This is a genomic window from Leisingera sp. ANG1 (genome assembly GCF_000203975.2).
GTDB lineage: Bacteria > Pseudomonadota > Alphaproteobacteria > Rhodobacterales > Rhodobacteraceae > Leisingera.
On record NZ_AFCF02000001.1, the window covers coordinates 412,731 to 433,577 of the forward strand.

The window sequence follows — 20,847 nt, forward strand, 5'->3', positions numbered from 1 at the left end:
ATGCTTTGTTGCCAAAGTCTCGCTGTTTTTTCCGTTCACCTCCCGTTAGGGTCTGGCCAAATCGCGAACCACTGAGGTGACAAGATGACCGACAAACCTGCCCTGCGCGCCAAGGATGCCCCGGATCTGGGCCGTTTTAACTGGGAAGACGCCCTGCGTCTGGAGGACCAGCTGACCGAGGATGAGCGGATGATCTCCGCCTCGGCCCGTGCCTATGCTCAGGAAAAACTTCAGCCGCGTGTGCTAAGTGCCTATGAAAACGAGGAAACCGACCCGGAGATTTTCCGCGAAATGGGCGAGATGGGCCTCCTTGGCACCACCATTCCAGAGGAATACGGCGGGCTTGGCGGTGGTTATGTGTCCTATGGCCTGGTGGCCCGCGAGGTGGAGCGCGTGGACAGCGGCTACCGCTCGATGATGTCGGTGCAAAGCTCGCTGGTGATGTATCCCATCTACGCATACGGCAGCGAGGAGCAGCGCCAGAAGTACCTGCCGAAACTGGCCTCTGGTGAGTGGATCGGCTGCTTTGGCCTGACGGAACCGGATGCCGGCTCCGACCCTGCAAGCATGAAAACCCGCGCCGAAAAAATTGATGGCGGTTATAGGCTTAAGGGGTCCAAGATGTGGATCTCCAATGCACCGATTGCCGATGTGTTTGTGGTCTGGGCCAAGTCCGAAGCCCATGGCGGCAAGATCCGCGGCTTTGTGCTGGACAAGGGCGCGAAGGGCCTCAGCGCGCCGAAAATCGAAAACAAAGCTTCTTTGCGGGCGTCGATCACCGGTGAGATCGTGATGGATGGCGTTGAGGTCGGTGAGGACGCGTTGCTTCCCCATGTTGAAGGGCTGAAAGGGCCGTTCGGCTGTCTGAACCGTGCGCGTTACGGTATCAGCTGGGGTGCTATGGGCGCGGCGGAGGCCTGCTGGCACGCTGCCCGCCAATATGGGCTGGACCGCACACAGTTCGGCCGACCGCTGGCGAACACGCAGCTGTTCCAGCTGAAACTGGCAAACATGCAGACCGAAATCACCCTGGGTCTGCAGGCGTCCTTGCGTGTTGGCCGGTTGATGGATGAGGCGAATGCCGCTCCGGAGATGATCTCGATCATCAAGCGAAACAATTGCGGCAAAGCGCTGGAAATTGCCAGGATGGCGCGCGACATGCACGGCGGCAACGGCATCAGCCTGGAGTTCAACGTGATCCGCCACATGGTGAACTTGGAGACCGTGAACACTTATGAGGGCACCCATGACGTCCACGCGCTGATCCTGGGCCGGGCTCAGACGGGATTGCAGGCCTTTTTCTGAATGCCAAGCAGCAGCGCGGAGTCCGCTTCGCGCTGCGTTTATGCAAGATTGCTTTGCAATATTGCCCTCAGGGGCCGGACCGTGAATTCTGCAAAGAAAAAGGCGCTGCTGCTTTCGGCTGAATGCCGATGAAGCGCCAGAAGCCTGGTTAACGTAACAACCGCCTGAGGCTTCGAATAGTCAAACTGGCTGCGCTGCGATGCCGGGTGGACAGTTAACGCATGTCTTTTGCTTTGCAGGTATCGGCGACTGTGCGCATCATTTCTGATTTTCGACATGCAAAAACGCAAATCATCACTAAGGCGGCCAACCACACCCATCGCACTGCATTATTGCAAAGCGCGCCTTGGATGGTTCTGAAAAAGTTGGCGAGCTTTGCAGGATTGCATTCCAGTATTGCGCCTTTACAGGTGTGTTTTTGCAGCCCAGATTGCCTGAGCATTCGCAGGTCTTTGCATTTATTTGCCTGTTTACAATAGGTTAACTTGACAGGCTGAAACCTTCAAGGTGGAAGTTAAGAAAATTTTCAGAAACATGGGGGGCGGATTTTCCGGAACCGGCAGCCGGTTTCCAAAAGAAAACGGGCCGGAGTATCCGGCCCGCTGCAAGTTTGATCTGTGCCGCCTCAGGCGGGCAGGTGAATGTTGAACTTCTGGCGGATTGCCATATCCGTTTCCGCATCGAACCGGGCGGCGGACCGCTGCGACAGGATTTCTTCCTTCTTCGCGGTTGCCTTGGCAATCAGATCGGGTTTGTCGCGCTCCACCCATTCCTTTGGGGAGGTGCGGTCGCCGAGGGCTGGGTAGACATAGTCCACCTGCATCCGGCTGAGGGTCTGATCGGTGCCCAAGTAGTGGCCGGGTCCGCCCAGACAGGTAGCGCGCATCTGGTCCAGTGCCAGGGTTTCGTCGTTCACCTCGATGCCGCGGACGCAGCGTTGCGCCTGGCCCAGCAAATCATTGTCGAGGATCAGAGATTCCAGGCAGAAGCCGAGCAGCGAGGCATGCATTCCTGCGGCTTCATAGACCATGTTGAGGCCGGACAGGCCCGCCATAACTGCAGAGCACATCTGTTCCCAGCCGGCCTGCATGTCCGGCAATTTGGAATCCGAGGCGCCAGCAGCGGCGCCACCAGGCAGATCGTAAAACTTGTGCATCTGCGCGCAGCCAGCGGACAGCAAGGCCTGTTCGCCGGAACCAACAGTCATCGCGCCGGTGCGCAGATCCAAGCCGAAAGGCCAAGTGCCGAAAATCGCTGGCGCACCAGGCTTTACGGCGTTTACATAAACCAGTCCGGCGAGGCATTCAGCAACCGCCTGGGTGATCGCGCCGGCAATGCTCGACGGCGCCGTAGCACCCGCCATGCCTGCCGAAAGCAGCAGCACCGGCATGCCGCCTTTGATGCATTCCTCCATCACTTCGCAGGATTCGGTTGCGAATTTCATCGGCGGAACGACGAAGCAGTTGGAGTTCGACACAAACGGCCGTTCGCGCCATTTGTCCTCGCCTCCGGCAATCATGTGCAAAAGCTCCAGGCCGGGCTTCACGAAATCAGGTTCAGTGAAGGAAACGCCGACATGTTTGGTGGTCCCGGCACAGGTAGCGTAGATGGAGTTCAGGTCCATTTCGCGGTTGTCGGGAATGTCGCGGCAGACCATCGGGCGCTGCACGAAGTGGATGTTGTCCAGCTGATCGCAGATACGGGCGGCATCATGGAGGTCCTGAACCGTGGAGTCGCGGTATTCACGGCCATTCACGTCCACCATGCTGACTGCAGCGCCAGCGGTGCCATAGTGCACGCGGCCTCCGGACAGTTGCAGGTCCGTCTTGCCATCCCGGCTGAAGAGCGTGACAGAGCGGTTCGCCTTGGCGATGGTATCCTCAACCAGTGCGCGGGGGAACCGGATCCGGCCGTCATCCCCCAGAATGCAGCCTGCCGCGGTCAAATAGTCGACGCCGCTTGGCGGGGCGTCGGCCAGACCGATTTCTTCGAGAGCGGTGAGCGCGGCCTCATGGATTTTTTCCATGTCTGCTTGGCTGAGCAGTTTCAGCGCGGATGATTCCATGCCGGGACGGACTGGGCGGAGGTGTTCCGGCAGGGCTGCGGCACGGGCGGCACGGCGTGCGTTGCGGCCGCCGCTGCGGGCTGCGCGGGTGGAGGAGGCTTGGTCGTTCATTCAGGGAGCCTTTCAGGAAGTGTGAGTTGAAACGTGTGAAAATTCAACTCAGTGCGGCCGGCCCCTGGCTGCACGCCCGCGCGCCGCACCGATGGTGCGGTATATGAGGCTGACAAGGCTGCGTTCTTCCTGCATGCGGTCTCCTGTGACTTTCCGGCAGTTTGGCATGCGTTTGCGAAGTTTCTAGCACGATAACGACCTCAGTGAAATTTGCGACACTTTTTTCACGGGTGTTCTTGCCGCTGACTTCCACCGTTGGAGTTTACTAAATTTCACTATTTTTAATGATGCAGAGTGCATTTTTAACGGTTTCCGCACAGCCTAGTTGTTGGCAGTCTGGGTCAGGGAACGAAATATTAAGCATTAATGCAGATACTGGGGCCATGGGGGATGGCACGCTGAATGGTGCATTGCAGGAAGGCACAGCCATATGCCGATGGTTCAGAAGACCAAACTCTGCCAAACGCTCGCCGTAGTGCTCGCCAGTACTGCTGTCCAAGGCCATTCTGCCTTTGCTGAAGAATATGGCCGCCTTCAATCCAATACCTCTTTACTTGCGGAGCACGGAACAACAGGGGGAGAAGCTCGCACCATTGAGTTCGGCTACGGATTAGGGGCGGATGGCCTGATTTTCGGCGGCAGCCTGTCAACAGGGCAGACCGGTCCGCTGACACGCGCCCTGCAGGCTGAGGAAACACACCAGCTGCGCCTTCAGGCAGGTTACGACTTTGGTCCGGCTACTGGCTTTGTAACTGTAGGCGGGCTTCAGGCCGAGGCATCCAGCGGCCGGCGCCACGGATCGCTGTTTGGCTTTGGGATGCGGGTGTCCCTGAACCGTGCGCTGCAATTGACTGGAGAACTGTTGCATCATGAGGCCGGGCCCACTGACGGGAGCGCAAGCCCGCGCGGTGAAACCTTGGCTGTGAGCGCTGCTTTCCGTTTCTAATAGTTCTTTGAGGCTGGATGCTTAATCGCCGCTAGTCAAAGCGGGCGGGATTTCAATAGGTTGGCAGATTTCCGCCTGCGGTTTCCGGCAAAAAGGCGCGGGCTGGAACGGGATTTAGGCCAGTCACCGCCAATTCAGGGGCTGTGAGCTGAGCAGCACTGGAAACTGCCAGCCAAAGACCTTTTGTAAGCGTCAACGGCGCACAGCTTGCGCCGGGACTGCAAAAGGAGAAGTCTGAATGACTCGTTTCGTAGCTATGACGGCCATCGCAACCGTAATGGGCAGTGCGGCCTTTGCCGGCAACCTGGTTGAGCCGGTGGTCGAACCCGCGCCGGCTCCGGCGCCGGTTGTGGTCAATGAGGGCGGCGATTGGACCGGTTTCTATCTGGGTGGCCAGGTAGGCCAGCTGGACGCGGATGCCAGCAACGGTGCCTCGGGTGATGATGCCGCATACGGTATCCACGGCGGCTACAATTATGATTTCGGTCGTTTCGTGCTGGGCGGCGAACTGGACTATGACGCAACCGACCTGGATCTGGGCGGCGGCGCAACCGTCGACTCGGTGGCCCGCGCCAAGCTGAAGGCTGGCTATGATTTTGGCCGGGTGCTGGCCTATGTGACCGGTGGTGTGGCCGAGGCCGACAGCTCGCTGGGCAGCGAAACCGGCGACTTCTACGGCGTTGGCGTAGCCTACCAGGTGACCGACCAGTGGCAGGTCGGCGGTGAAGTGCTGGAGCATGATTTCGATCAGTTCGGCACCTCGGGCGTTGGTTCTGATGCTACCTCTGTGTCGCTGCGGGCGTCCTTCAAATTCTAAGCTGATACAAACACCGGCGCGGCACGCTTGTTCCGCCGCGCCGCTGGCCGCCCGGACTGTACCCAAGGCAGGCGGGCGGCCTTTGCTGTTTCCGGCATCCAAAAAGCTTGGCGGAGCTGCTGGCGCGTGCTAAGCAGCCTGCATGAACCAGAATTGCACCACCATTATCTGCTGCATTACCTGCTGACATATCAGCGGGCTGGTTTCTGTCGTTTTCATTTCCCTGACAAGTTGCTAAGCCCGCGCTGCGCGCATTGGGTAGTGCCTGCTGCTAATGGCTGGGCATGCGAAAGGAACCGGGCATGGGAACCATGGACAGAGTGATCAAGCTGCAGAACACGAAGACCCGCAAGAAAGAGGTCTTTGAGCCGATCGACGCCGAAAACGTGCGGATGTATGTCTGCGGCCCCACGGTTTACGACCGGGCGCATCTGGGCAATGCCCGTCCGGTGGTGGTGTTTGATGTTCTCTACCGCCTTCTGCGCGAGGTTTATGGCGCAGAAAAAGTGACTTACGCCCGGAACTTCACCGACGTTGACGACAAGATAAACGCCCGCGCGGCGGAAAGCGGACGGCCGATTGGCGACATCACAGCCGAGACGACGCAATGGTTCCTGGACGACATGGGGGAACTCGGCGCGCTGGAGCCGAACCACATGCCGCGTGCGACCCAGTACATTCCGCAGATGGTGGCGATGATCGAGGATCTGATCGCCAAAGGGCACGCCTATGCCGCTGAGGGCCATGTGCTGTTTGCTGTCGACAGCTGGAAAGAGCTTTACGGCAAACTGTCAGGCCGTTCGGTGGATGACATGATTGCAGGCGCCCGGGTTGAGGTTGCGCCCTATAAGAAGAATCCGATGGATTTTGTGCTGTGGAAGCCGTCCAGCGACGACTTGCCGGGCTGGGACAGCCCTTGGGGGCGCGGGCGGCCGGGCTGGCATATCGAATGCTCGGCGATGTCCTATGAGCTGCTGGGCGAGACATTTGACATTCACGGCGGCGGCAACGACCTGATGTTCCCGCACCACGAAAACGAAATTGCGCAAAGCTGCTGCGCAAATGGCGATGACAGCTTTGCACGCTACTGGCTGCACAACGAGATGCTGCAGGTCGAAGGCAAGAAGATGTCCAAGTCTCTGGGCAACTTCTTCACCGTGCGCGATCTGCTGGATCAAGGGTATCCGGGTGAGGTGATCCGGCTGGTGTTCCTGCAGACCCATTACCGCAAGCCGATGGACTGGACCGACAAGAAGGCCAAGGAAGCAGAGGCGACGCTGCGCAAATGGCGGGCGCTGACCGCGGGCATCGAACCCGCGTCCAGCGCTGCTGCCGCGGTCCTGGACGCGCTGGCGGATGACCTCAATTCCGCAGGCGCTATTGCTGAGCTGCACAAGCTGGCCGCAGCGGGTGATGCTGCCGGGCTTCTGGCGTCGGCGCAGATTCTGGGTTTGCTGACGGAAGAGATGGGCGCCTGGGCGTCTGCCCCCTCGATTGACCTGTCTGCCTACGAAGAGCAGCTGTTTGATGCGCGGCAGAAGGCCATGGAAAGCAAGGATTTCTCGGAAGTTGATCAGCTGAAAGCGGCCTTTGTCGCGGCTGGCCTGGAAGTGCGCATGAGCAAGGCCGGTGTCGAACTTGTGCCGGGTGCCGGTTTTGACCCCGCCAAGCTGGAGGCGCTTTGATGGCCAAAGAACGCCTCTATCTTTACGACACAACCCTTCGGGACGGGCAGCAGACCCAGGGGGTGCAGTTTTCCACTGCAGAAAAGAAGCAAATAGCCACAGCACTGGACACCTTGGGTATCGACTACATCGAGGGCGGCTGGCCGGGCGCCAACCCCACCGACAGTGCGTTCTTTGAGGAGGCGCCGCAAACCGGCGCCACCATGACAGCCTTTGGCATGACCAAGCGGATAGGGCGGTCGGCGGAAAACGACGATGTTCTGGCGGCGGTGATGAACGCAGGCACCAAGGCGGTTTGTCTGGTCGGCAAGAGCCACGATTACCACGTCACCCATGCGCTGGGGATCACGCTTGAGGAGAACCTCGAGAACATCCGCGCCTCGGTGGCCCATATTGTGGCACAGGGGCGCGAGGCGCTGTTTGACGCAGAGCATTTCTTTGATGGCTACAAGGACAACCCGGACTACGCGCTGGCGGCTTGCCGTGCAGCGCTGGAGGCCGGTGCACGCTGGGTTGTGCTCTGCGACACCAATGGCGGCGCGCTTCCGGCAGAGGTTCACCGGATCGTCGGTGCAGTTGTGGCGGCCGGAGTTCCGGGTGAGAAACTGGGCATACACACCCATAACGACACGGAAAATGCCGTAGCGTGCTCCCTCGCGGCGGTTGATGCCGGGGCGCGGCAGATCCAGGGCACGCTGAATGGATTGGGGGAGCGCTGCGGCAATGCGAACCTGACCGCGCTGATCCCGACGCTGCTTCTGAAGGAACCCTACGCCAGCAAATTCGAAACCGGCGTGAGCCAGAACGCGCTTGCGGGGCTGACCCGGACCAGCCGGATGCTGGACGATATCCTGAACCGGGTCCCGGTGCGTCAGGCGGCCTATGTGGGCGCTTCAGCCTTTGCCCATAAGGCTGGGTTGCATGCCAGTGCGATCCTGAAGGACCCGTCGACTTACGAACACATCGAGCCGGGCATGGTTGGCAACGCGCGGGTGATCCCGATGTCGAACCAGGCCGGGCAGTCGAACCTGCGTAAGCGGCTGACCGATGCGGGGCTGAGCGTTGAGAACGGCAACCCGGCGCTGGCGCGGATCCTGGAACGGATCAAGGAGCGCGAGGCTGAAGGCTATTCCTATGATACCGCGCAGGCCTCATTTGAGCTGTTGGCGCGCAAGGAACTGGGGCAGCTGCCGGATTTCTTTGAGGTGAAGCGCTACAAGGTCACCGTCGAACGGCGCAAGAACAAGTATAACCGCATGGTCAGCCTGTCAGAGGCGGTGGTTGTGGTGAAGGTCGATGGCGAGAAACGCCTGTCGGTCAGCGAGTCGCTGGATGAGACCGGCAGCGACCGCGGCCCGGTGAACGCGCTGGCACGGGCGCTGAGCAAGGACCTGGGGCGCTATTCCGCGCAGCTGGAGGACATGCGGCTGGTGGACTTCAAGGTGCGGATCACCCAGGGCGGCACCGAGGCTGTTACCCGGGTCATCATCGACAGCGAGGACAGCCAGGGCCATCGCTGGTCCACCGTCGGGGTCAGCGCAAACATAATAGATGCCTCGTTCGAGGCGCTGCTGGACGCCATCCGCTGGAAGCTGATCCATGACAGCGGGGCCGGGCAGGCGGATGCAGTTTGACGCCGACCTGACGGCCTGCGCAGAGCTGGTTCAGAAGAGCGACCCGGCCCGGTTTCTGTCGACCATGGCGGCGCCGGTCCAGGCGCGGCCGCTGCTGTTTGCGCTGTATGCCTTCAATATTGAGCTGGCGCGGGCGCCCTGGGCCAGCCAGGAAAGCATGATTGCCGAGATGCGGGTGCAATGGTGGCGCGATGTGGGGGCGGAGATCGCAGAGGGCAAGCCTGTCCGCCGCCACTATGTTGCGACGCCGCTCTCCAAGCTGCTGAAGCCGGAACTGGCGGCCTGTGTCGACGGTATGGCCGAGGCGCGGCGTTGGGACATCTACAAGGATCCCTTTGAGGATCAGGCTGAGTTCGACTGCTATATCGACCGGACCAGCGGATCGCTGATGTGGATGGCTGCGGCTTCACTGGGGCAGGCGGATGAGGCTGTGGTCAGGGATTTCGGCTATGGCGCAGGCGTTGCCAATTGGCTGCGGGCAATCCCTGAGCTGGAAGCGCAGAAACGGATTCCGTTGCTGGACGGAACCTTGGAAGGCGTGCAAGCTTTGGCTCGTAAGGGGCTGGAAAAGATGAGTAAAGCGCGAGAGCGAAGAGCTAATGTTTCAAAAGCTTCCGGAGCTGCTCTGCTGGCGGGATGGCAGGCTGAGGCGGTTCTGAAGCAGACCGTCCGTGAACCAGAGAGGGTTGCGCAGGGCGCCCTTGGCCAAAGCGAGTTCCGGCGCCGGTCGGGGCTGATGCTCCGGGCAGTCACCGGGCGCTGGTAAAGAACTCAGGTGAAATAATAAAGGCGCCCGTCTGGGCGCCTTTATTACTCTGGCTTTCAAGCGGAAACGGTCAGACTTCCTTGGGCCGCATCACCAGCCACATCAGTGCTCCACCTGCCAGCACCAGGAAGGGTGCCATGGCCATGTTGACCGCGTTCCAGCCGTCCACTGGATTGCCACCAGAGCAGTTCATCAACCCGCCCGAGGCCAGCGACGCCATGGTAACACCGCCAAAGACAAGCAGGTCATTCAATCCCTGCATCCGGCCTTTCTCATGGCTGTCATGGGCGCCGGCCAGCATGGTGGTTGCGCCAATGAACCCGAAGTTCCAGCCGAGACCAAGCAGCACAAGCGCGATGAAGAAGTTTTCCAGTTCAACACCTTGCAGTGCAACTGCGCCAGCACCGGCGAGAATAATCAGGCCCGCGGCAACGATCTTTTCCACGCCGAAACGGGCAATCAGATGGCCGGTAAAGAAGGACGGCACATACATCGCCAGAACGTGGAACATCACCACATCGGAGGCATTGCCCTGAGTGAAGCCGCATCCTACCACGGCCAGCGGGGTCGATGTCATGACAAGGTTCATCAATGCGTAGGAAACCATTGCGCAGATGACCGAGACGGCGATAACCGGCGTCTTCAGCAGTTCAAGACGGCTGCGCCCCTTGGGGCTGTCATGGCTGGGTGCTGGTGGTTTGGGAATATCCAGAAGCAGGAACAGCGCGGCGCCGAACACGTTGACGGCAATAACCGTCAGGTAGGTTCCAAGAAAAGGAATTACAAAGGCTTGGCTGGTCAGCTTGACCAGTTGTGGGCCGATCAGGGCAGCTGCAAGGCCTCCAGCCATCACGTAGGAAATCGCCTTGGGGCGGAACGCTTCTGAAGCGGTGTCAGCCGCCGCGAACCGGTAGAAGCCATGCGCGCTCATGTAGACGCCGGTCATCAGGCTGCCGAGCAGGAAGACCGGAAAGGAGCCGAGATACAGACCGTAAGCGCCAACCAGGCCGCCCAGCGCGCCAAAAGCAGCGCCGGTGAAGAAACCGGCGCGGCGGCCCCAGCGCTGCATGATCGCTGAGATCGGCGTGGCCGCCAGCATCGAGCCGCCCACGATCAGCGAGATCGGCAGCGTCGCAAAGCAGGGGTTGGACGCCAGCGATTGGCCCGCAAGGCCGCCAATGATAAAGATCATCGGCATCTGCGCGCCGAGGATCGCCTGGGCCAGAACCAGGATGGCAACGTTTTTCTTGGCGACCGCGTCGCTGGGGGTGGTCATGGTCATGCTCATATGGGATGCGTAGCGGTGAACCGGGTGCGGGGCAAGGCGCTTGCCACGCTGGAAGGCGGCCCATTTGCCGCGGCCAAAGGGGGTGACGTGGCGTCAGATCTGCCAAAGTTTCTGCCGGGTGCGGGCCGGATCATTCAATGCGGCGATTGCGTTACTGAGGGTGCTGAATGGCTGGCAGCGCGTGACAGCCGGTTCGCCCGTGCACTGGAACTGACAGGTCCGCTGCCGTTGCGGCGCAAGCCCGAAGGGTTCGCCGAGTTGCTGAGTGCAATTGTCAGCCAGCAGGTGAGCGTGGCCTCTGCGAATGCGATCTGGAAACGGATGAAGGACGCAAGGCTGACAGGACCGCGCAAGATACTATGGGCAACGGACGATGATCTGCGCGCAGCTGGCCTCAGCCGCCAAAAGATGCGCTATGCCCGGGCGCTGGCTGAGGCGCGTATTGATTTCAAGGCGTTGCGCAATGCGCCTGATGCGGAGGTAATTGCCACGCTGGTTCAGGTGCCGGGCATCGGTGTGTGGACCGCGGAGATTTACGCGATGTTTTCGCTGGGCCGTGCGGATGTGTTTGCCCATGGCGATCTGGCCCTGCAAGAGGCCGCGCGGGTGTTGTTTGACTTGCCTGCACGCCCCAAGGAGCGGGAGATGCGGCAAATCGCCGAGGCCTGGTCTCCGTGGCGGTCGGTTGCGGCGCGCATTCTGTGGGCCTATTACCGGGTGGCGAAGGACAGGGAAGGAATCCGATGACTCGTGTACTGAATGCCGGCCGCAAAGAGCCGCTCTCCGGTGAAACCCGCTCCGTTGTGGTGTTCTTGCATGGCTATGGCGCCAATGGCGCGGACCTGCTGGGGCTGGCCGATCCGCTGGGCGAACATCTGCCGGATACGCTGTTTGTCGCACCCGACGCGCCTGAGGCCTGCGCCGGTGCGCCGTTTGGTTTTCAATGGTTCCCGATCCCGTGGATTGACGGTTCGTCCGAAGAAGAAAGCATGCGCGGAATGCAGGCTGCGGTCGAGGATCTGAACGCCTTTTTGGATGCGCTGATGGTCGACGAGGACGTGCTGCCAGAGCAGGTGGTTCTGTTTGGCTTCAGCCAGGGGACGATGATGAGCCTGCATGTGGCGCCGCGGCGCGAAGATGCGGTTGCCGGGATCGTGGCCTTCTCCGGCCGTCTGCTGTCGCCTGAATTGCTGAAGGATGAGGCGGTGTCCAAGATGCCGGTCCTGCTGGTGCATGGCGATCAGGACGACGTGGTGCCGGTGCAGTCACTGCCGGAGGCCGCCGAAGCGCTGCAGGAAGCCGGTTTCCAGGATGTGTTTGCACATATCCAAAAGGGCACTGCCCACGGCATCGCGCCGGACGGGTTGAGTGTCGCCTTGGCTTTCATGCGGGACAAGTTGAGCCTGTAACAGGTTGCAGTTGAATGGATTTTCTGTCTGACCGCGGTTTAATACGACCACAAATGCGGCTCGGAAATCTCGACTGAATTTCCAGCTGGATCCCGGAAGTAAATGGACCGGGGCCCATGCGGCCAATCAAACTCCGCCTCAATGTCGACACCGGCTGCGTGCAGCCGGTCGCGCATCTCCAGCAGCTCGCTGCGGGATTGGGCGAAACAAACGTGCCCCGGACCCTGTGCACCGTGCGGAGGGACCGGCAAGCGCGGATTGCCTGGAGGCTTCGCTGTTTCCGCCGCAATGAACAGCAGCAGGACGGAACTCCCGCATCGGAAGAAAACATGGCGGCCTGCCGCTTTCTGAATGCGCTGCAAGCCTAGAATGCGCCCATAGAAATCCTCTGCAGCGTCCAGGTCATCCACGTAGAGCGCGGCTTCGAGAATGGCTTGCGGGGCAGGGGCTTGGGGCAGCATGCCCGCAGGCTATCAGCGGCGGCGGGGCCTGTCACCATTTGCCGGGCGCGGTGATGCGGCTTTTGGCCTGCGCGGCGGCTTCTGGGAAGGTTTGGGCGGTCCGGGCACGCGGGGCGGCTCCAGATCCTCCCAGGCGCCCGGTGCCAGCCCGTCCAGCGTCCAGGCGCCGATGCTGTAGCGGATCAGCCGAAGGGTCGGGTGCCCGGCTGCCGCCGTCATCCGCCGCACCTGGCGGTTCCGGCCTTCGCGGATGGTCAGCGCGATCCAGCTGTCGGGAACCGTCTTGCGCACACGGACGGGCGGGGTGCGTGCCCAAAGCCCGGGCGGTTCTTGGATCACCTGCACCTTGGCGGGCCGGGTTTTTCCGTCCTTCAGATCAACGCCTTCCGCCAGCTGCATGAGTGCTTCGGCGCTTGGAATGCCCTCCACCTGCACCCAATAGGTCTTGTCCATCTTGTGCTTGGGATCGGTGATCCAGGATTGCAGGCGGCCATTGTCCGTCAGCAGCATCAGCCCTTCGCTGTCGCGGTCTAGACGGCCGGCGGCATAGACGCCGGGGCAATCGATATACTGGCTAAGGGTCGCTCGCGGGCTGTCCAAACTGCCGCGGTCGGTGAACTGGGGCAGCACGTCAAAGGGTTTGTTGAAACGGATCAGACGGGTCATGGCTGCGAAATAGGCGGACTGTGACGGCAGGGCAAGAGGATGTCCCGGTTCCAGCCTGTGGATAACTGTCACGGGCATGTCATGGAATCAGCTCAGCTTGCTCGCGACATATTGTGGGTCATTGGGGCTTGTCAGGTGCCAACCACGATATATAGTCAAAGTCAGGCTGGGGCGGGTTCCCCGCTCTGGTTCCGGGAAACGGAAGATCAGGGCGAGGAAGACGTTCAAAAATGGATGGCGATTTCAGGGCAGAGTTTGTCAGATCTCCAGGGGCGCTGAAGCAGCACCCCGCGCTGGTGTTGAATGCGGATTACCGGCCGCTTTCATATTACCCTTTATCTCTTTGGTCTTGGCAGGATGCGGTGAAAGCAGCCTGGCTGGACCGGGTGGCCATTGTGGCCGAGTATGACGAGGTGGTGCACAGTCCGAGCACCGAGATCCGAATACCGTCTGTGGTGGTGTTGAAAGATTATGTAAAACCTCAAAAGCGCGTGGCCTTCACGCGCTTTAATTTGTTTTTGCGTGACGAATTCTGCTGCCAGTACTGCGGCAGCAAGGGCGAGCTGACGTTTGACCATGTGGTGCCGCGTGCGGCAGGCGGTGTGACCAGCTGGGAAAACGTGGTTGCGGCCTGCAGTCCCTGCAACCTTAAAAAAGGATCGAAGTCGCTGCACCGGGCGGGCATGTCGCTGCGCAAGCCGCCGCGGCGGCCGGGGGCGGAAGAGTTGCGGAATACGGGCCGGAAATTTCCGCCAAACCATCTGCACGAAAGCTGGATGGACTTCCTGTACTGGGATACCGAGCTGGACGCCTGAGAACGTTGGAATTGCGCCTTTCGGGAGAGTTTCGGCCTTCCCACCTGCAAAGGGCGTCCCGCTGAGGGAGAGCAGCGGTTCCGATCCCCAGGAATGCTGCGTGCAAGCCCAGTTAATAAGGGCAGGTGAAAAGGCCGAAGGTGCTGGCGGCCTCATTTCAACGGACCGCCTTGCATTCTGTTTGTCTGGTTTCAGTTTTTGGCGCGCTGAAGCATACCGAACAGATCGCGCGGGTCATCCGGATCCGCCAGCATGTCCAGGTCGATGAAGTAATCGGTGCCCTTGATGCGGTCGCGAATGTAGCGCAGCGCCGAGAAATCCTCGATCGCGAAGCCGACGCTGTCGAACAGGGTGATCTGGCGGTCGCCGGTACGGCCCTGTTTCTTGCCTGCAATGACTTCCCATAGTTCGGTCACGGCAAAATCTTCCGGCATCTGCTGGATCTCGCCTTCGATCCTGGTTTGCGGCGGGTATTCGACAAAGACGTCTGAGCGGCTGAGAATGCCCGCGGCCAGTTCAGTCTTGCCGGGGCAGTCGCCGCCGATGGCGTTGATATGCACACCGCTGCCAACCATGTTGTCGGTCAGGATAGTGGCATACTGTTTGTCGGCAGTGCAGGTGGTGAGAATCTGTGCGCCTTCAATGGCTTCTTCCGGTGTCTTGCAGCTGACGACCTCAATCCCCAGGCCCTGCAAGTTGCGGGCGCATTTCTCGGTCGCCGCGGCGTCCTTGTCATAAAGCCGCACGGACTTGAGGTCGATAATCGCCTTCATCGCCAGTGTCTGGAATTCAGACTGCGCACCATTGCCGATCATCGCCATGGTGGTTGCGCCCTTGGGGGCCAGATACTTGGCAGCCATTGCTGATGTTGCAGCAGTACGCAGCGCGGTCAGCATGGTCATCTCGGTCAGCAGCACCGGGTAACCGGTATAAACATCCGCCAGCAGGCCGAAGGCGGTGACGGTCTGCAGCCCTTCGGAAGTGTTCTTGGGGTGGCCGTTCACATATTTGAAGCCGTAGGCCTCACCATCCGAGGTTGGCATCAGCTCGATCACACCAACGTCGGAATGGCTGGCGACGCGGGGGGTCTTGTCGAACAGTTCCCAGCGCTTGAAGTCATCTTCCACATAGTCAGCAAGATCGCGCAGCATCTGTTCGATGCCAACGTGATGAACGAGGCGCATCATGTTGTCGACGCTGACAAAAGGCACCAGGGCCTTATCCGAAGGCTGTGTCATGCGGTTTTCCTTTCACGGGGGCTGAGGTGGATGCCTGCCAGCATGCAGCGCACCGACCCGCCGGCGGTTTCGATTGTGGGAATGGTGAGTGGAAGCAGTTCAGCGCTCTGCTCAATGATGGCGATCTGATCAGGGCGCAGCGCTTGCAATGCAGTAGCTGACAGGGCCAAAAGGCGCTTGCGGCCTGTCAGCTCCAAAGCGTTGCCTGCAAAACTGGAGATCTGCGCTGGCGTCAGGTCAATGACCCGGCGCCCGGTTTCCTCCAGCCGAGCGGCAAGCTCGGCGCGGCGGGCCGGATCGGTGATCATGTCCAGGCAGATCAGCGCGTATTCGGTGCCGATGCCCATCAGGACATTGGTGTGATAGACGTCGCGGCCTGCGTCATCTTTGGCTTCGAACACCATGGGTTCAAAGTTGAAATGGGTGCAGAACCGTTCCAGCAGCACCGGATCGGCGCGGTTGGATTTCACTGTGTAGGCAATCCGCCCGATGTGGTCGAGCACCATGGCGCCGGTGCCCTCCAGCGACAGCCCGTCCTGTTCCAGGCCGGAATAGTCGATCACGTCCTGCACGCGGTAGTCGCGCTTCAGAAGTTCGATCACGTCCCATCGGCGTTCCTTGCGGCGGTTTTCGGCGTACATCGGGTAAACCGCAACGTGGCCGCCGGCATGGGTGGAGAACCAGTTGTTCGGAAACACGCTGTCTGGCGTTTCGGTGGTGGTGTCGTCGAACACATGCACCGTGACGCCAGCACCGCGCAGGGTTTTCACGGCGCCGTCAAACTCAGTCAGCGCCTGGGCAGAGGTTGCTTCAGCCGAGGTGTTTGCCAGCGTTTGAAAGGCGTTATCGCCCTTGGTTTCCGGATTCGAGCAGAAGTGGTGGGGCCGGATCATCACCACAGCAGAGGGGGCTTGCAGGCTGCTCACTGGTAGCTCCGTGTCGGGCGGTCAAAGACGCGGCGACCGAGTGCTGAGGCGCAGAGGTCCACCATCAGATGTGCGGTACGGCCGCGCTCGTCCAGGAAGGGGTTTAGTTCCACGAGGTCCAGCGAAGTCATCAGGCCGGAATCATGCAGGATTTCGCAGACCAGATGCGCCTCGCGCACGGTGGCACCGCCGGGTACGGTGGTGCCGACCGCAGGGGCCACCGAGGGGTCCAGGAAATCAACGTCCAGCGAGACATGCAGCATACCATTGGCCTCTGCCACCCGCTCCAGGAAACGGTTCAGCGGCCCGGCAATACCGTTTTCGTCAATATGGCGCATGTCATGGGTGAGGATGCTGCTGCCTTCCAGCGCCAGCCGCTCCTGCGTGTCGACAGAGCGCAGGCCGATCATGCAGACGTTTTCCTGCGGCACCGGGTTGGTCACTTCAGGAAAGCCATCGAAGCCATTGCGGCCAGTGAAGTATCCAACTGGAGTGCCGTGCAGGTTGCCGCTGTCTGTTGTCTGCGGGGTGTGAAAATCGGTGTGGGCGTCAAGCCACAGGACAAACAGCGGCCGGCCTGCCTTGGCGGCATGGTTTGCGGCCCCGGCAACCGATCCAAGCGACAGCGAGTGGTCGCCGCCGAGGAAGACCGGCATGCCGCACTCTAAGGCGTCTTCGGCGGCCTGCGCCAGGCGGGAGGTCCAGCCAATGGTTTCGTTGCGGGCATAGACTACCCCATCGTTCGTGTCCTTGGCGTGAGTGTCCGGAGACAGGTTGCCAAGGTCTTCGACGGTGTGGCCCAGGCTTTGCAGGGCTTCGGTGATGCCCGCGGTGCGGTAGGCGTCGGGGCCCATCAGGCAACCGGCTCTGCGTTTTCCGCTGTCTACCGGCGCGCCAATCAGGATGCAGTGTTGCGAGGTCACTGTTTTGCTCTCCCAAAAATTCAGATTTAATACTAGAAACTTCCGAAACGTGATGGAATCCAGCTCTCAATTTGCCCATGATGAGGGGCAATTGATCAAAACGGGGTGAGGTATGGACAAAACGGATGAGCGGCTGGTGTCAGCCTTGCGGCACAACGCCAGGGCGTCGCTTTCGGATCTGGCGCTGGAGCTGAACCTGTCGCGGACCACCGTTCGGGCAAGGATTGAACGTCTGCAGGCGCGGGGGGATATCCTGGGGTTTACTGTCGTTCTGAAAGAGGATGTCCTGCGCGATCCGGTGCGGGGGCTGATGATGATCGGGATCGAAGGCCGCGGCACCAGCCGGATCACTAGGCAGCTGCAGGGGCTGCCGGAAGTGCGGGCTATTCATACCACCAACGGGCGCTGGGATCTGATTATTGAACTTGGTACGGAAACGCTGGAAACGCTGGATGCCGCCCTGGCCAAAATCCGGACATTTGAAGGGGTCGTGAGCAGCGAAACCAATCTGCTGCTGGCGACCAAGAAAGATACCTGAGGCCGCTGTCTTTACAATGCGGCCAGCATGTTGGCGGCCGCATTGCAGCTTACTGAACCTTTAACGCTGTTTGCGGATGTGGTTGGCCGCGGCAATCCACAACAGTGCGAGGCCGAAGGATGCGATGGCGTTCCAGCTTGCCATGGAGAGCGACAGCATTTCCCAGGGAACCTCGTCGCAGCGCACCAGCGGCGCGGCCATGATCTGCTCCATCAGCTGATCCGGAGACAGCCCGCCAATAGGTCCGGACGTGCAGGTGGAGGGGCCTTCCCACCAGCCGCGCTCGACCCCGGTGTGATAGGCGCCGACTCCGGCGGTCGCCAGCGCCGCCAGCGCACCCAGATACGGCAGCAGCGCGCCGGGGATGATCAGCGCAAGGACGCCGATGCCAGCCGCAGCGGCATGGGGGTAGCGTTGCCAATAGCAGAGTTTGCAGGGGGCCATTTCGCCAATGTACTGGAACCCAAGCGCCCCCAGCAAAAGTGCAGCGGACCCGGCGGCGGCCAAAACGATCAGAAACCTGTGCATGTTCAGATGAACCTCACCATCAGGAAACCGCCGAACAGGATCACCATGAATGCGGTGAACACCAGTCCCAAGCGGCGTTCAATGAAATCGCGGACCGGGGCGCCAAATTGCCAAAGAAGACCCGCTACGATGAAAAAACGCAATGCGCGTGCAAGGATAGAGGTGGCAATGAAAGTGCCAAGCGGCATCCCGGTCCAGCCCGACATGATGGTGATCACCTTGTAGGGGAACGGTGTGACACCTGCGCCCAGCACGGCCCAAAAGCCAAAGTCGTTGAAGCGGGTGTTAAACTCCGCCATGGCATCTCCCTTGCCCATGGCTTCCAAGACCGGCTGGCCGATGCCTTCATAAAAGAAGGCGCCAATAGCGTACCCCAGAACGCCGCCGGCCACCGAGGCGATCAGAGCCACCAGTGCGACCAGCCATGCGCGTGAGGGGCGGGCCAGGATCATCGGGATCATCAGGACGTCCGGCGGGATTGGGAAAACCGAGCTTTCGACAAATGCGACAACGGCCAGGCACCATAGCGCCTTGGGATGATCGGCCAGGGCCATCGTCCGGTCGTAAAGCGGTTTCAGCATTTTGGCCCTGCGTCCTCATCAGCGTTTGCCAAGGGAGGTGGCATGCGTGCGTCGCTCCGTCAAGCTGCGCGCCGGCTGATTTTGCAGTGCGAAGGATTTTCAGCGGCGGAGTACCGTTTTGCCTCTGGACCTTGGCCGATAGCTTGGCTAGGAAAAGGGCGTGGCCCAAGTGGCGGAATGGTAGACGCAGGGGATTCAAAATCCCCCGCTGGTGACAGCGTGCCGGTTCGAGTCCGGCCTTGGGTACCAATAAAAACAAAGGCCTGCAGTGTGTTCTTGCTGCAGGCCTTTGTTTTTTGGGCGACCCTCTCCTAGAGGTGATGCGCGCAAACTCAATTCGTTCTTATTCCGTACAAAAAAAATTTGCAGCAGCTATTGGCCTTGGCGTTGTTACGCCCAAGTCCGTTCCAACACGCGCAACCAGTTTCCGTGGCACAGCTTTGCCATTAGCGTGTCGTCGTAGCCGTGCGCCTTCATCGCTTCCCGCAGCAGCGGCAGTCCCGCGACATTGCCGATTTCTTCGGGCACCGTTGCACCGTCGAAATCCGACCCCAGGCCAACCCCGTCTTCGCCAATTTCGGCAATGAGATAGTCGAGGTGTTCAATCATCCGGCTGACCGGCGTGTCGGCGTCCATCCGGCCATCTTCTCGCAGGAAGGCGACCGCGAAGTTCAGCCCGACGAGCCCGTCGCTTTCACGGATCGCGTGCAGTTGCCGGTCGGTCAGGTTGCGGCTGTGCGGGCATAGGGCGTGGGCATTGGAATGGGTGGCGACCAGGGGGTGGCCGCTGTGGCGGGCAACATCCCAGAATCCGGCTTCGTTCAGGTGAGATAGGTCGATCAGGATTTTAAGTTCATTGCATTTTTTTAACAGCCGCATGCCATCTGCTGTCAAGCCGGGACCGGTATCCGGGCTGGAGGGAAAGCGGAACGGAACACCGTGTCCATAGATTGTAGGCCGGCTCCAGACCGGACCGAGCGAGCGGAGGCCAGCGGCGTGCAAAACCTCCAGCATGTGGAAATCCGGGTCAATTGCCTCGGCGCCTTCCATATGCATGACGGCGGCCATGATGCCGTCCCGCATGGCGCCGCGGATGTCATCCGCGGTGCGGCAGATCCTGAGCGCGCCGTGTTTCTCAAGCTGTATCAGGATTGCTGCCTGGGCCAATGCGATCTGAGCCGAACGGGCCCAATCCAGGGCCGGCGGCAAGGGCAGATCATAGCTGACCGCCATCATTTCATCCATGAAGGAAGCGCTGCCTGCGTCCGGGACAAAGATCGCGAAGAACCCGCCTGCAAATCCGCCAGACTGCGCCTTTGACAAGTCGATATGATTGCCGCCAGAGCCCATAAAGCCGCGCTCGCCGCTGGCAACATTCCCGGACTGGATCTGCAGCAGAAGGTCGTTGTGCCCGTCAAAGATCAGCGGGTAGTTCATTTCAGCTCCTATTTGCGAGTGCGCAAGATCAACGGCTATCTTTCAGCCCGTAGTCAGCAAAAGCTGCAATGGCTTCTGCCATTTCAGCGTCACTCAGGATGTGCGGTTTACCTATAGTGAGGCTGACTGCGTAACTCTTTGCCAGTGCTTCCAATTCCACCATGCGCCATAGTGCCCGGGGCAGGCTGTCGCCGGTGGCAACCGCGCCATGGTTGGCCATAAGGCAGGCACTGCGTTGCTGCAGCGCGCGTAGAATATTTTCGGACAGTTGCACGCTTCCGAACAGGGCGTAACCGGCGACCGGAACATCCCTGCCGCCAAAGGCCGCGACCATGTAGTGGCAGGCCGGGATTGATTGGCGGTTCATCGCCAGCGCACTGCAATAGATGGGATGAGCGTGGACCACGGCGTTCACGCCGGGTTTTGCCTGAAGGATCGCCTGATGAAAGGGCCATTCAGTTGAGGGCTGCAATGGCCCCTTCGGCGCGCGACTGCAGTCCAGTGGCATCAGCACAAGGTCATCCGGCAGCAGAGTCTCATATGGAACGCCGGACGGTGTGATCAGCATCTGATCTTCCACCCGCACTGAGATATTGCCGGAAGTGCCCTGATTGATGCCCGCGGCGTTCATTTCCAGGCAGGCGTCAATCACCGCCTGCCTGAGTTCGGTGGAGTCGTGATACGGCGGCTTCACGGCGCGGCGTCCGG

Annotated in this window: 22 protein-coding genes and 1 tRNA gene; 12 read left to right on the plus strand and 11 right to left on the minus strand. The window is 60.5% G+C overall.

The window, feature by feature from the left end:
• Positions 1–84 precede the first annotated feature (84 nt).
• Both GC1_RS02025 and GC1_RS22300 read left to right on the plus strand, forming a co-directional pair.
• On the plus strand, positions 85–1,305 hold the full coding sequence (locus GC1_RS02025) for an acyl-CoA dehydrogenase (RefSeq protein ID WP_019297850.1): 1,221 nt from the start codon (positions 85–87) through the stop codon (positions 1,303–1,305).
• A gap of 221 nt (positions 1,306–1,526) precedes the next feature.
• A complete protein-coding gene (locus GC1_RS22300; RefSeq protein WP_152612401.1) occupies positions 1,527–1,784 on the plus strand; it encodes a hypothetical protein in 258 nt (85 codons plus the stop codon).
• A gap of 146 nt (positions 1,785–1,930) precedes the next feature.
• Here the strand turns inward: GC1_RS22300 and GC1_RS02030 are convergent, their stop codons facing one another.
• Entirely contained in the window at positions 1,931–3,481 is a 1,551-nt protein-coding gene (locus GC1_RS02030) for a trimethylamine methyltransferase family protein (protein ID WP_019297849.1), read from the minus strand.
• Between the two features lie 430 nt (positions 3,482–3,911).
• Between GC1_RS02030 and GC1_RS22660 the strand changes: the two genes are divergently transcribed.
• The 5 genes from GC1_RS22660 to GC1_RS02055 all read left to right on the plus strand — a co-directional run bounded on the left by GC1_RS22660 (position 3,912) and on the right by GC1_RS02055 (position 9,329).
• Positions 3,912–4,427, plus strand: a complete 516-nt coding sequence (locus GC1_RS22660) for a hypothetical protein (RefSeq protein WP_019297848.1) — start codon at positions 3,912–3,914, stop codon at positions 4,425–4,427.
• A gap of 238 nt (positions 4,428–4,665) precedes the next feature.
• The gene (locus GC1_RS02040) at positions 4,666–5,244 is read left to right on the plus strand and encodes an outer membrane protein (protein WP_019297847.1); all 579 of its coding nucleotides are present in this window, start codon (positions 4,666–4,668) and stop codon (positions 5,242–5,244) included.
• Positions 5,245–5,546: 302 nt separating this feature from the next.
• A complete protein-coding gene (cysS, locus tag GC1_RS02045) occupies positions 5,547–6,929 on the plus strand; it encodes a cysteine--tRNA ligase (RefSeq protein ID WP_019297846.1) in 1,383 nt (460 codons plus the stop codon).
• On the plus strand, positions 6,929–8,563 hold the full coding sequence (cimA, locus tag GC1_RS02050; protein WP_019297845.1) for a citramalate synthase: 1,635 nt from the start codon (positions 6,929–6,931) through the stop codon (positions 8,561–8,563). Before cysS ends, cimA begins: the two co-directional genes overlap by 1 nt.
• A complete protein-coding gene (locus GC1_RS02055) occupies positions 8,553–9,329 on the plus strand; it encodes a squalene/phytoene synthase family protein (protein WP_019297844.1) in 777 nt (258 codons plus the stop codon). The genes cimA and GC1_RS02055 overlap by 11 nt, the downstream gene beginning before the upstream one ends.
• A gap of 70 nt (positions 9,330–9,399) precedes the next feature.
• Here the strand turns inward: GC1_RS02055 and GC1_RS02060 are convergent, their stop codons facing one another.
• On the minus strand, positions 9,400–10,617 hold the full coding sequence (locus GC1_RS02060; RefSeq protein WP_019297843.1) for an MFS transporter: 1,218 nt from the start codon (positions 10,615–10,617) through the stop codon (positions 9,400–9,402).
• Here GC1_RS02060 and GC1_RS02065 point away from each other — a divergent pair, their 5' ends adjacent.
• Positions 10,618–11,364: a DNA-3-methyladenine glycosylase family protein gene (locus GC1_RS02065; RefSeq protein WP_019297842.1), complete on the plus strand. Its 747-nt coding sequence runs from the start codon at positions 10,618–10,620 to the stop codon at positions 11,362–11,364. It begins immediately after the preceding gene.
• A complete protein-coding gene (locus GC1_RS02070; RefSeq protein WP_019297841.1) occupies positions 11,361–12,026 on the plus strand; it encodes an alpha/beta hydrolase in 666 nt (221 codons plus the stop codon). The genes GC1_RS02065 and GC1_RS02070 overlap by 4 nt, the downstream gene beginning before the upstream one ends.
• Positions 12,027–12,064: 38 nt before the next feature.
• Here GC1_RS02070 and GC1_RS02075 read toward each other — a convergent pair whose 3' ends face one another.
• Both GC1_RS02075 and GC1_RS02080 read right to left on the minus strand, forming a co-directional pair.
• Positions 12,065–12,487, minus strand: a complete 423-nt coding sequence (locus GC1_RS02075; RefSeq protein ID WP_019297840.1) for a VOC family protein — start codon at positions 12,485–12,487, stop codon at positions 12,065–12,067.
• 12 nt (positions 12,488–12,499) lie between these two features.
• Positions 12,500–13,153 (minus strand): pseudouridine synthase, encoded by a 654-nt coding sequence (locus GC1_RS02080; RefSeq protein ID WP_036762531.1) that lies wholly within the window; start codon positions 13,151–13,153, stop codon positions 12,500–12,502.
• A gap of 230 nt (positions 13,154–13,383) precedes the next feature.
• Here GC1_RS02080 and GC1_RS02085 point away from each other — a divergent pair, with 230 nt between their 5' ends.
• Positions 13,384–13,968 (plus strand): HNH endonuclease, encoded by a 585-nt coding sequence (locus GC1_RS02085; RefSeq protein WP_019297838.1) that lies wholly within the window; start codon positions 13,384–13,386, stop codon positions 13,966–13,968.
• Positions 13,969–14,159: 191 nt separating this feature from the next.
• Here the strand turns inward: GC1_RS02085 and GC1_RS02090 are convergent, their stop codons facing one another.
• From GC1_RS02090 to rocF, 3 genes are read right to left on the minus strand one after another with little or no spacing between them, the layout of a single operon-like run.
• On the minus strand, positions 14,160–15,206 hold the full coding sequence (locus GC1_RS02090) for an ornithine cyclodeaminase (RefSeq protein WP_019297837.1): 1,047 nt from the start codon (positions 15,204–15,206) through the stop codon (positions 14,160–14,162).
• Positions 15,203–16,132 (minus strand): citrulline utilization hydrolase CtlX, encoded by a 930-nt coding sequence (gene ctlX, locus GC1_RS02095; RefSeq protein ID WP_019297836.1) that lies wholly within the window; start codon positions 16,130–16,132, stop codon positions 15,203–15,205. Before ctlX ends, GC1_RS02090 begins: the two co-directional genes overlap by 4 nt.
• Positions 16,129–17,055: an arginase gene (rocF, locus tag GC1_RS02100; protein WP_019297835.1), complete on the minus strand. Its 927-nt coding sequence runs from the start codon at positions 17,053–17,055 to the stop codon at positions 16,129–16,131. Before rocF ends, ctlX begins: the two co-directional genes overlap by 4 nt.
• Before the next feature lie 112 nt (positions 17,056–17,167).
• Here rocF and GC1_RS02105 point away from each other — a divergent pair, with 112 nt between their 5' ends.
• Entirely contained in the window at positions 17,168–17,593 is a 426-nt protein-coding gene (locus tag GC1_RS02105) for an Lrp/AsnC family transcriptional regulator (RefSeq protein ID WP_019297834.1), read from the plus strand.
• Positions 17,594–17,653: 60 nt separating this feature from the next.
• Here the strand turns inward: GC1_RS02105 and GC1_RS02110 are convergent, their stop codons facing one another.
• Both GC1_RS02110 and GC1_RS02115 read right to left on the minus strand, forming a co-directional pair.
• Positions 17,654–18,121 carry a disulfide bond formation protein B gene (locus GC1_RS02110; RefSeq protein WP_019297833.1) on the minus strand — a complete coding sequence of 156 codons (468 nt, stop codon included), beginning with the start codon at positions 18,119–18,121 and terminating at the stop codon, positions 17,654–17,656.
• A 2-nt stretch (positions 18,122–18,123) separates the two neighbouring features.
• Entirely contained in the window at positions 18,124–18,702 is a 579-nt protein-coding gene (locus GC1_RS02115) for a YqaA family protein (RefSeq protein WP_019297832.1), read from the minus strand.
• Positions 18,703–18,865: 163 nt separating this feature from the next.
• Here GC1_RS02115 and GC1_RS02120 point away from each other — a divergent pair.
• Positions 18,866–18,951 (plus strand) — tRNA-Leu (locus tag GC1_RS02120).
• Between the two features lie 141 nt (positions 18,952–19,092).
• On the opposite strand, the gene GC1_RS02125 is transcribed toward GC1_RS02120, so the two are convergent.
• Both GC1_RS02125 and GC1_RS02130 read right to left on the minus strand, forming a co-directional pair.
• Positions 19,093–20,139: a dipeptidase gene (locus tag GC1_RS02125; protein WP_019297831.1), complete on the minus strand. Its 1,047-nt coding sequence runs from the start codon at positions 20,137–20,139 to the stop codon at positions 19,093–19,095.
• A 28-nt stretch (positions 20,140–20,167) separates the two neighbouring features.
• Positions 20,168–20,833, minus strand: coding sequence for a class II aldolase/adducin family protein (locus GC1_RS02130; protein WP_019297830.1), 666 nt, complete (start codon positions 20,831–20,833; stop codon positions 20,168–20,170).
• Positions 20,834–20,847: the final 14 nt, after the last annotated feature.

Excerpts from the sequence above, each read along its gene's own strand:
- GC1_RS02025 (WP_019297850.1), top strand. The coding sequence starts at position 85 with ATGACCGACAAACCTGCCCTGCGCGCCAAGGATGCCCCGGATCTGGGC.
- GC1_RS22300 (WP_152612401.1), top strand. The coding sequence starts at position 1,527 with ATGTCTTTTGCTTTGCAGGTATCGGCGACTGTGCGCATCATTTCTGAT.
- GC1_RS02030 (WP_019297849.1), bottom strand. The coding sequence starts at position 3,481 with ATGAACGACCAAGCCTCCTCCACCCGCGCAGCCCGCAGCGGCGGCCGC.
- GC1_RS22660 (WP_019297848.1), top strand. The coding sequence starts at position 3,912 with ATGCCGATGGTTCAGAAGACCAAACTCTGCCAAACGCTCGCCGTAGTG.
- GC1_RS02040 (WP_019297847.1), top strand. The coding sequence starts at position 4,666 with ATGACTCGTTTCGTAGCTATGACGGCCATCGCAACCGTAATGGGCAGT.
- cysS (WP_019297846.1), top strand. The coding sequence starts at position 5,547 with ATGGGAACCATGGACAGAGTGATCAAGCTGCAGAACACGAAGACCCGC.
- cimA (WP_019297845.1), top strand. The coding sequence starts at position 6,929 with ATGGCCAAAGAACGCCTCTATCTTTACGACACAACCCTTCGGGACGGG.
- GC1_RS02055 (WP_019297844.1), top strand. The coding sequence starts at position 8,553 with ATGCAGTTTGACGCCGACCTGACGGCCTGCGCAGAGCTGGTTCAGAAG.
- GC1_RS02060 (WP_019297843.1), bottom strand. The coding sequence starts at position 10,617 with ATGAGCATGACCATGACCACCCCCAGCGACGCGGTCGCCAAGAAAAAC.
- GC1_RS02065 (WP_019297842.1), top strand. The coding sequence starts at position 10,618 with ATGGGATGCGTAGCGGTGAACCGGGTGCGGGGCAAGGCGCTTGCCACG.
- GC1_RS02070 (WP_019297841.1), top strand. The coding sequence starts at position 11,361 with ATGACTCGTGTACTGAATGCCGGCCGCAAAGAGCCGCTCTCCGGTGAA.
- GC1_RS02075 (WP_019297840.1), bottom strand. The coding sequence starts at position 12,487 with ATGCTGCCCCAAGCCCCTGCCCCGCAAGCCATTCTCGAAGCCGCGCTC.
- GC1_RS02080 (WP_036762531.1), bottom strand. The coding sequence starts at position 13,153 with ATGACCCGTCTGATCCGTTTCAACAAACCCTTTGACGTGCTGCCCCAG.
- GC1_RS02085 (WP_019297838.1), top strand. The coding sequence starts at position 13,384 with ATGGATGGCGATTTCAGGGCAGAGTTTGTCAGATCTCCAGGGGCGCTG.
- GC1_RS02090 (WP_019297837.1), bottom strand. The coding sequence starts at position 15,206 with ATGACACAGCCTTCGGATAAGGCCCTGGTGCCTTTTGTCAGCGTCGAC.
- GC1_RS02105 (WP_019297834.1), top strand. The coding sequence starts at position 17,168 with ATGGACAAAACGGATGAGCGGCTGGTGTCAGCCTTGCGGCACAACGCC.
- GC1_RS02110 (WP_019297833.1), bottom strand. The coding sequence starts at position 18,121 with ATGCACAGGTTTCTGATCGTTTTGGCCGCCGCCGGGTCCGCTGCACTT.
- GC1_RS02115 (WP_019297832.1), bottom strand. The coding sequence starts at position 18,702 with ATGCTGAAACCGCTTTACGACCGGACGATGGCCCTGGCCGATCATCCC.
- GC1_RS02125 (WP_019297831.1), bottom strand. The coding sequence starts at position 20,139 with ATGAACTACCCGCTGATCTTTGACGGGCACAACGACCTTCTGCTGCAG.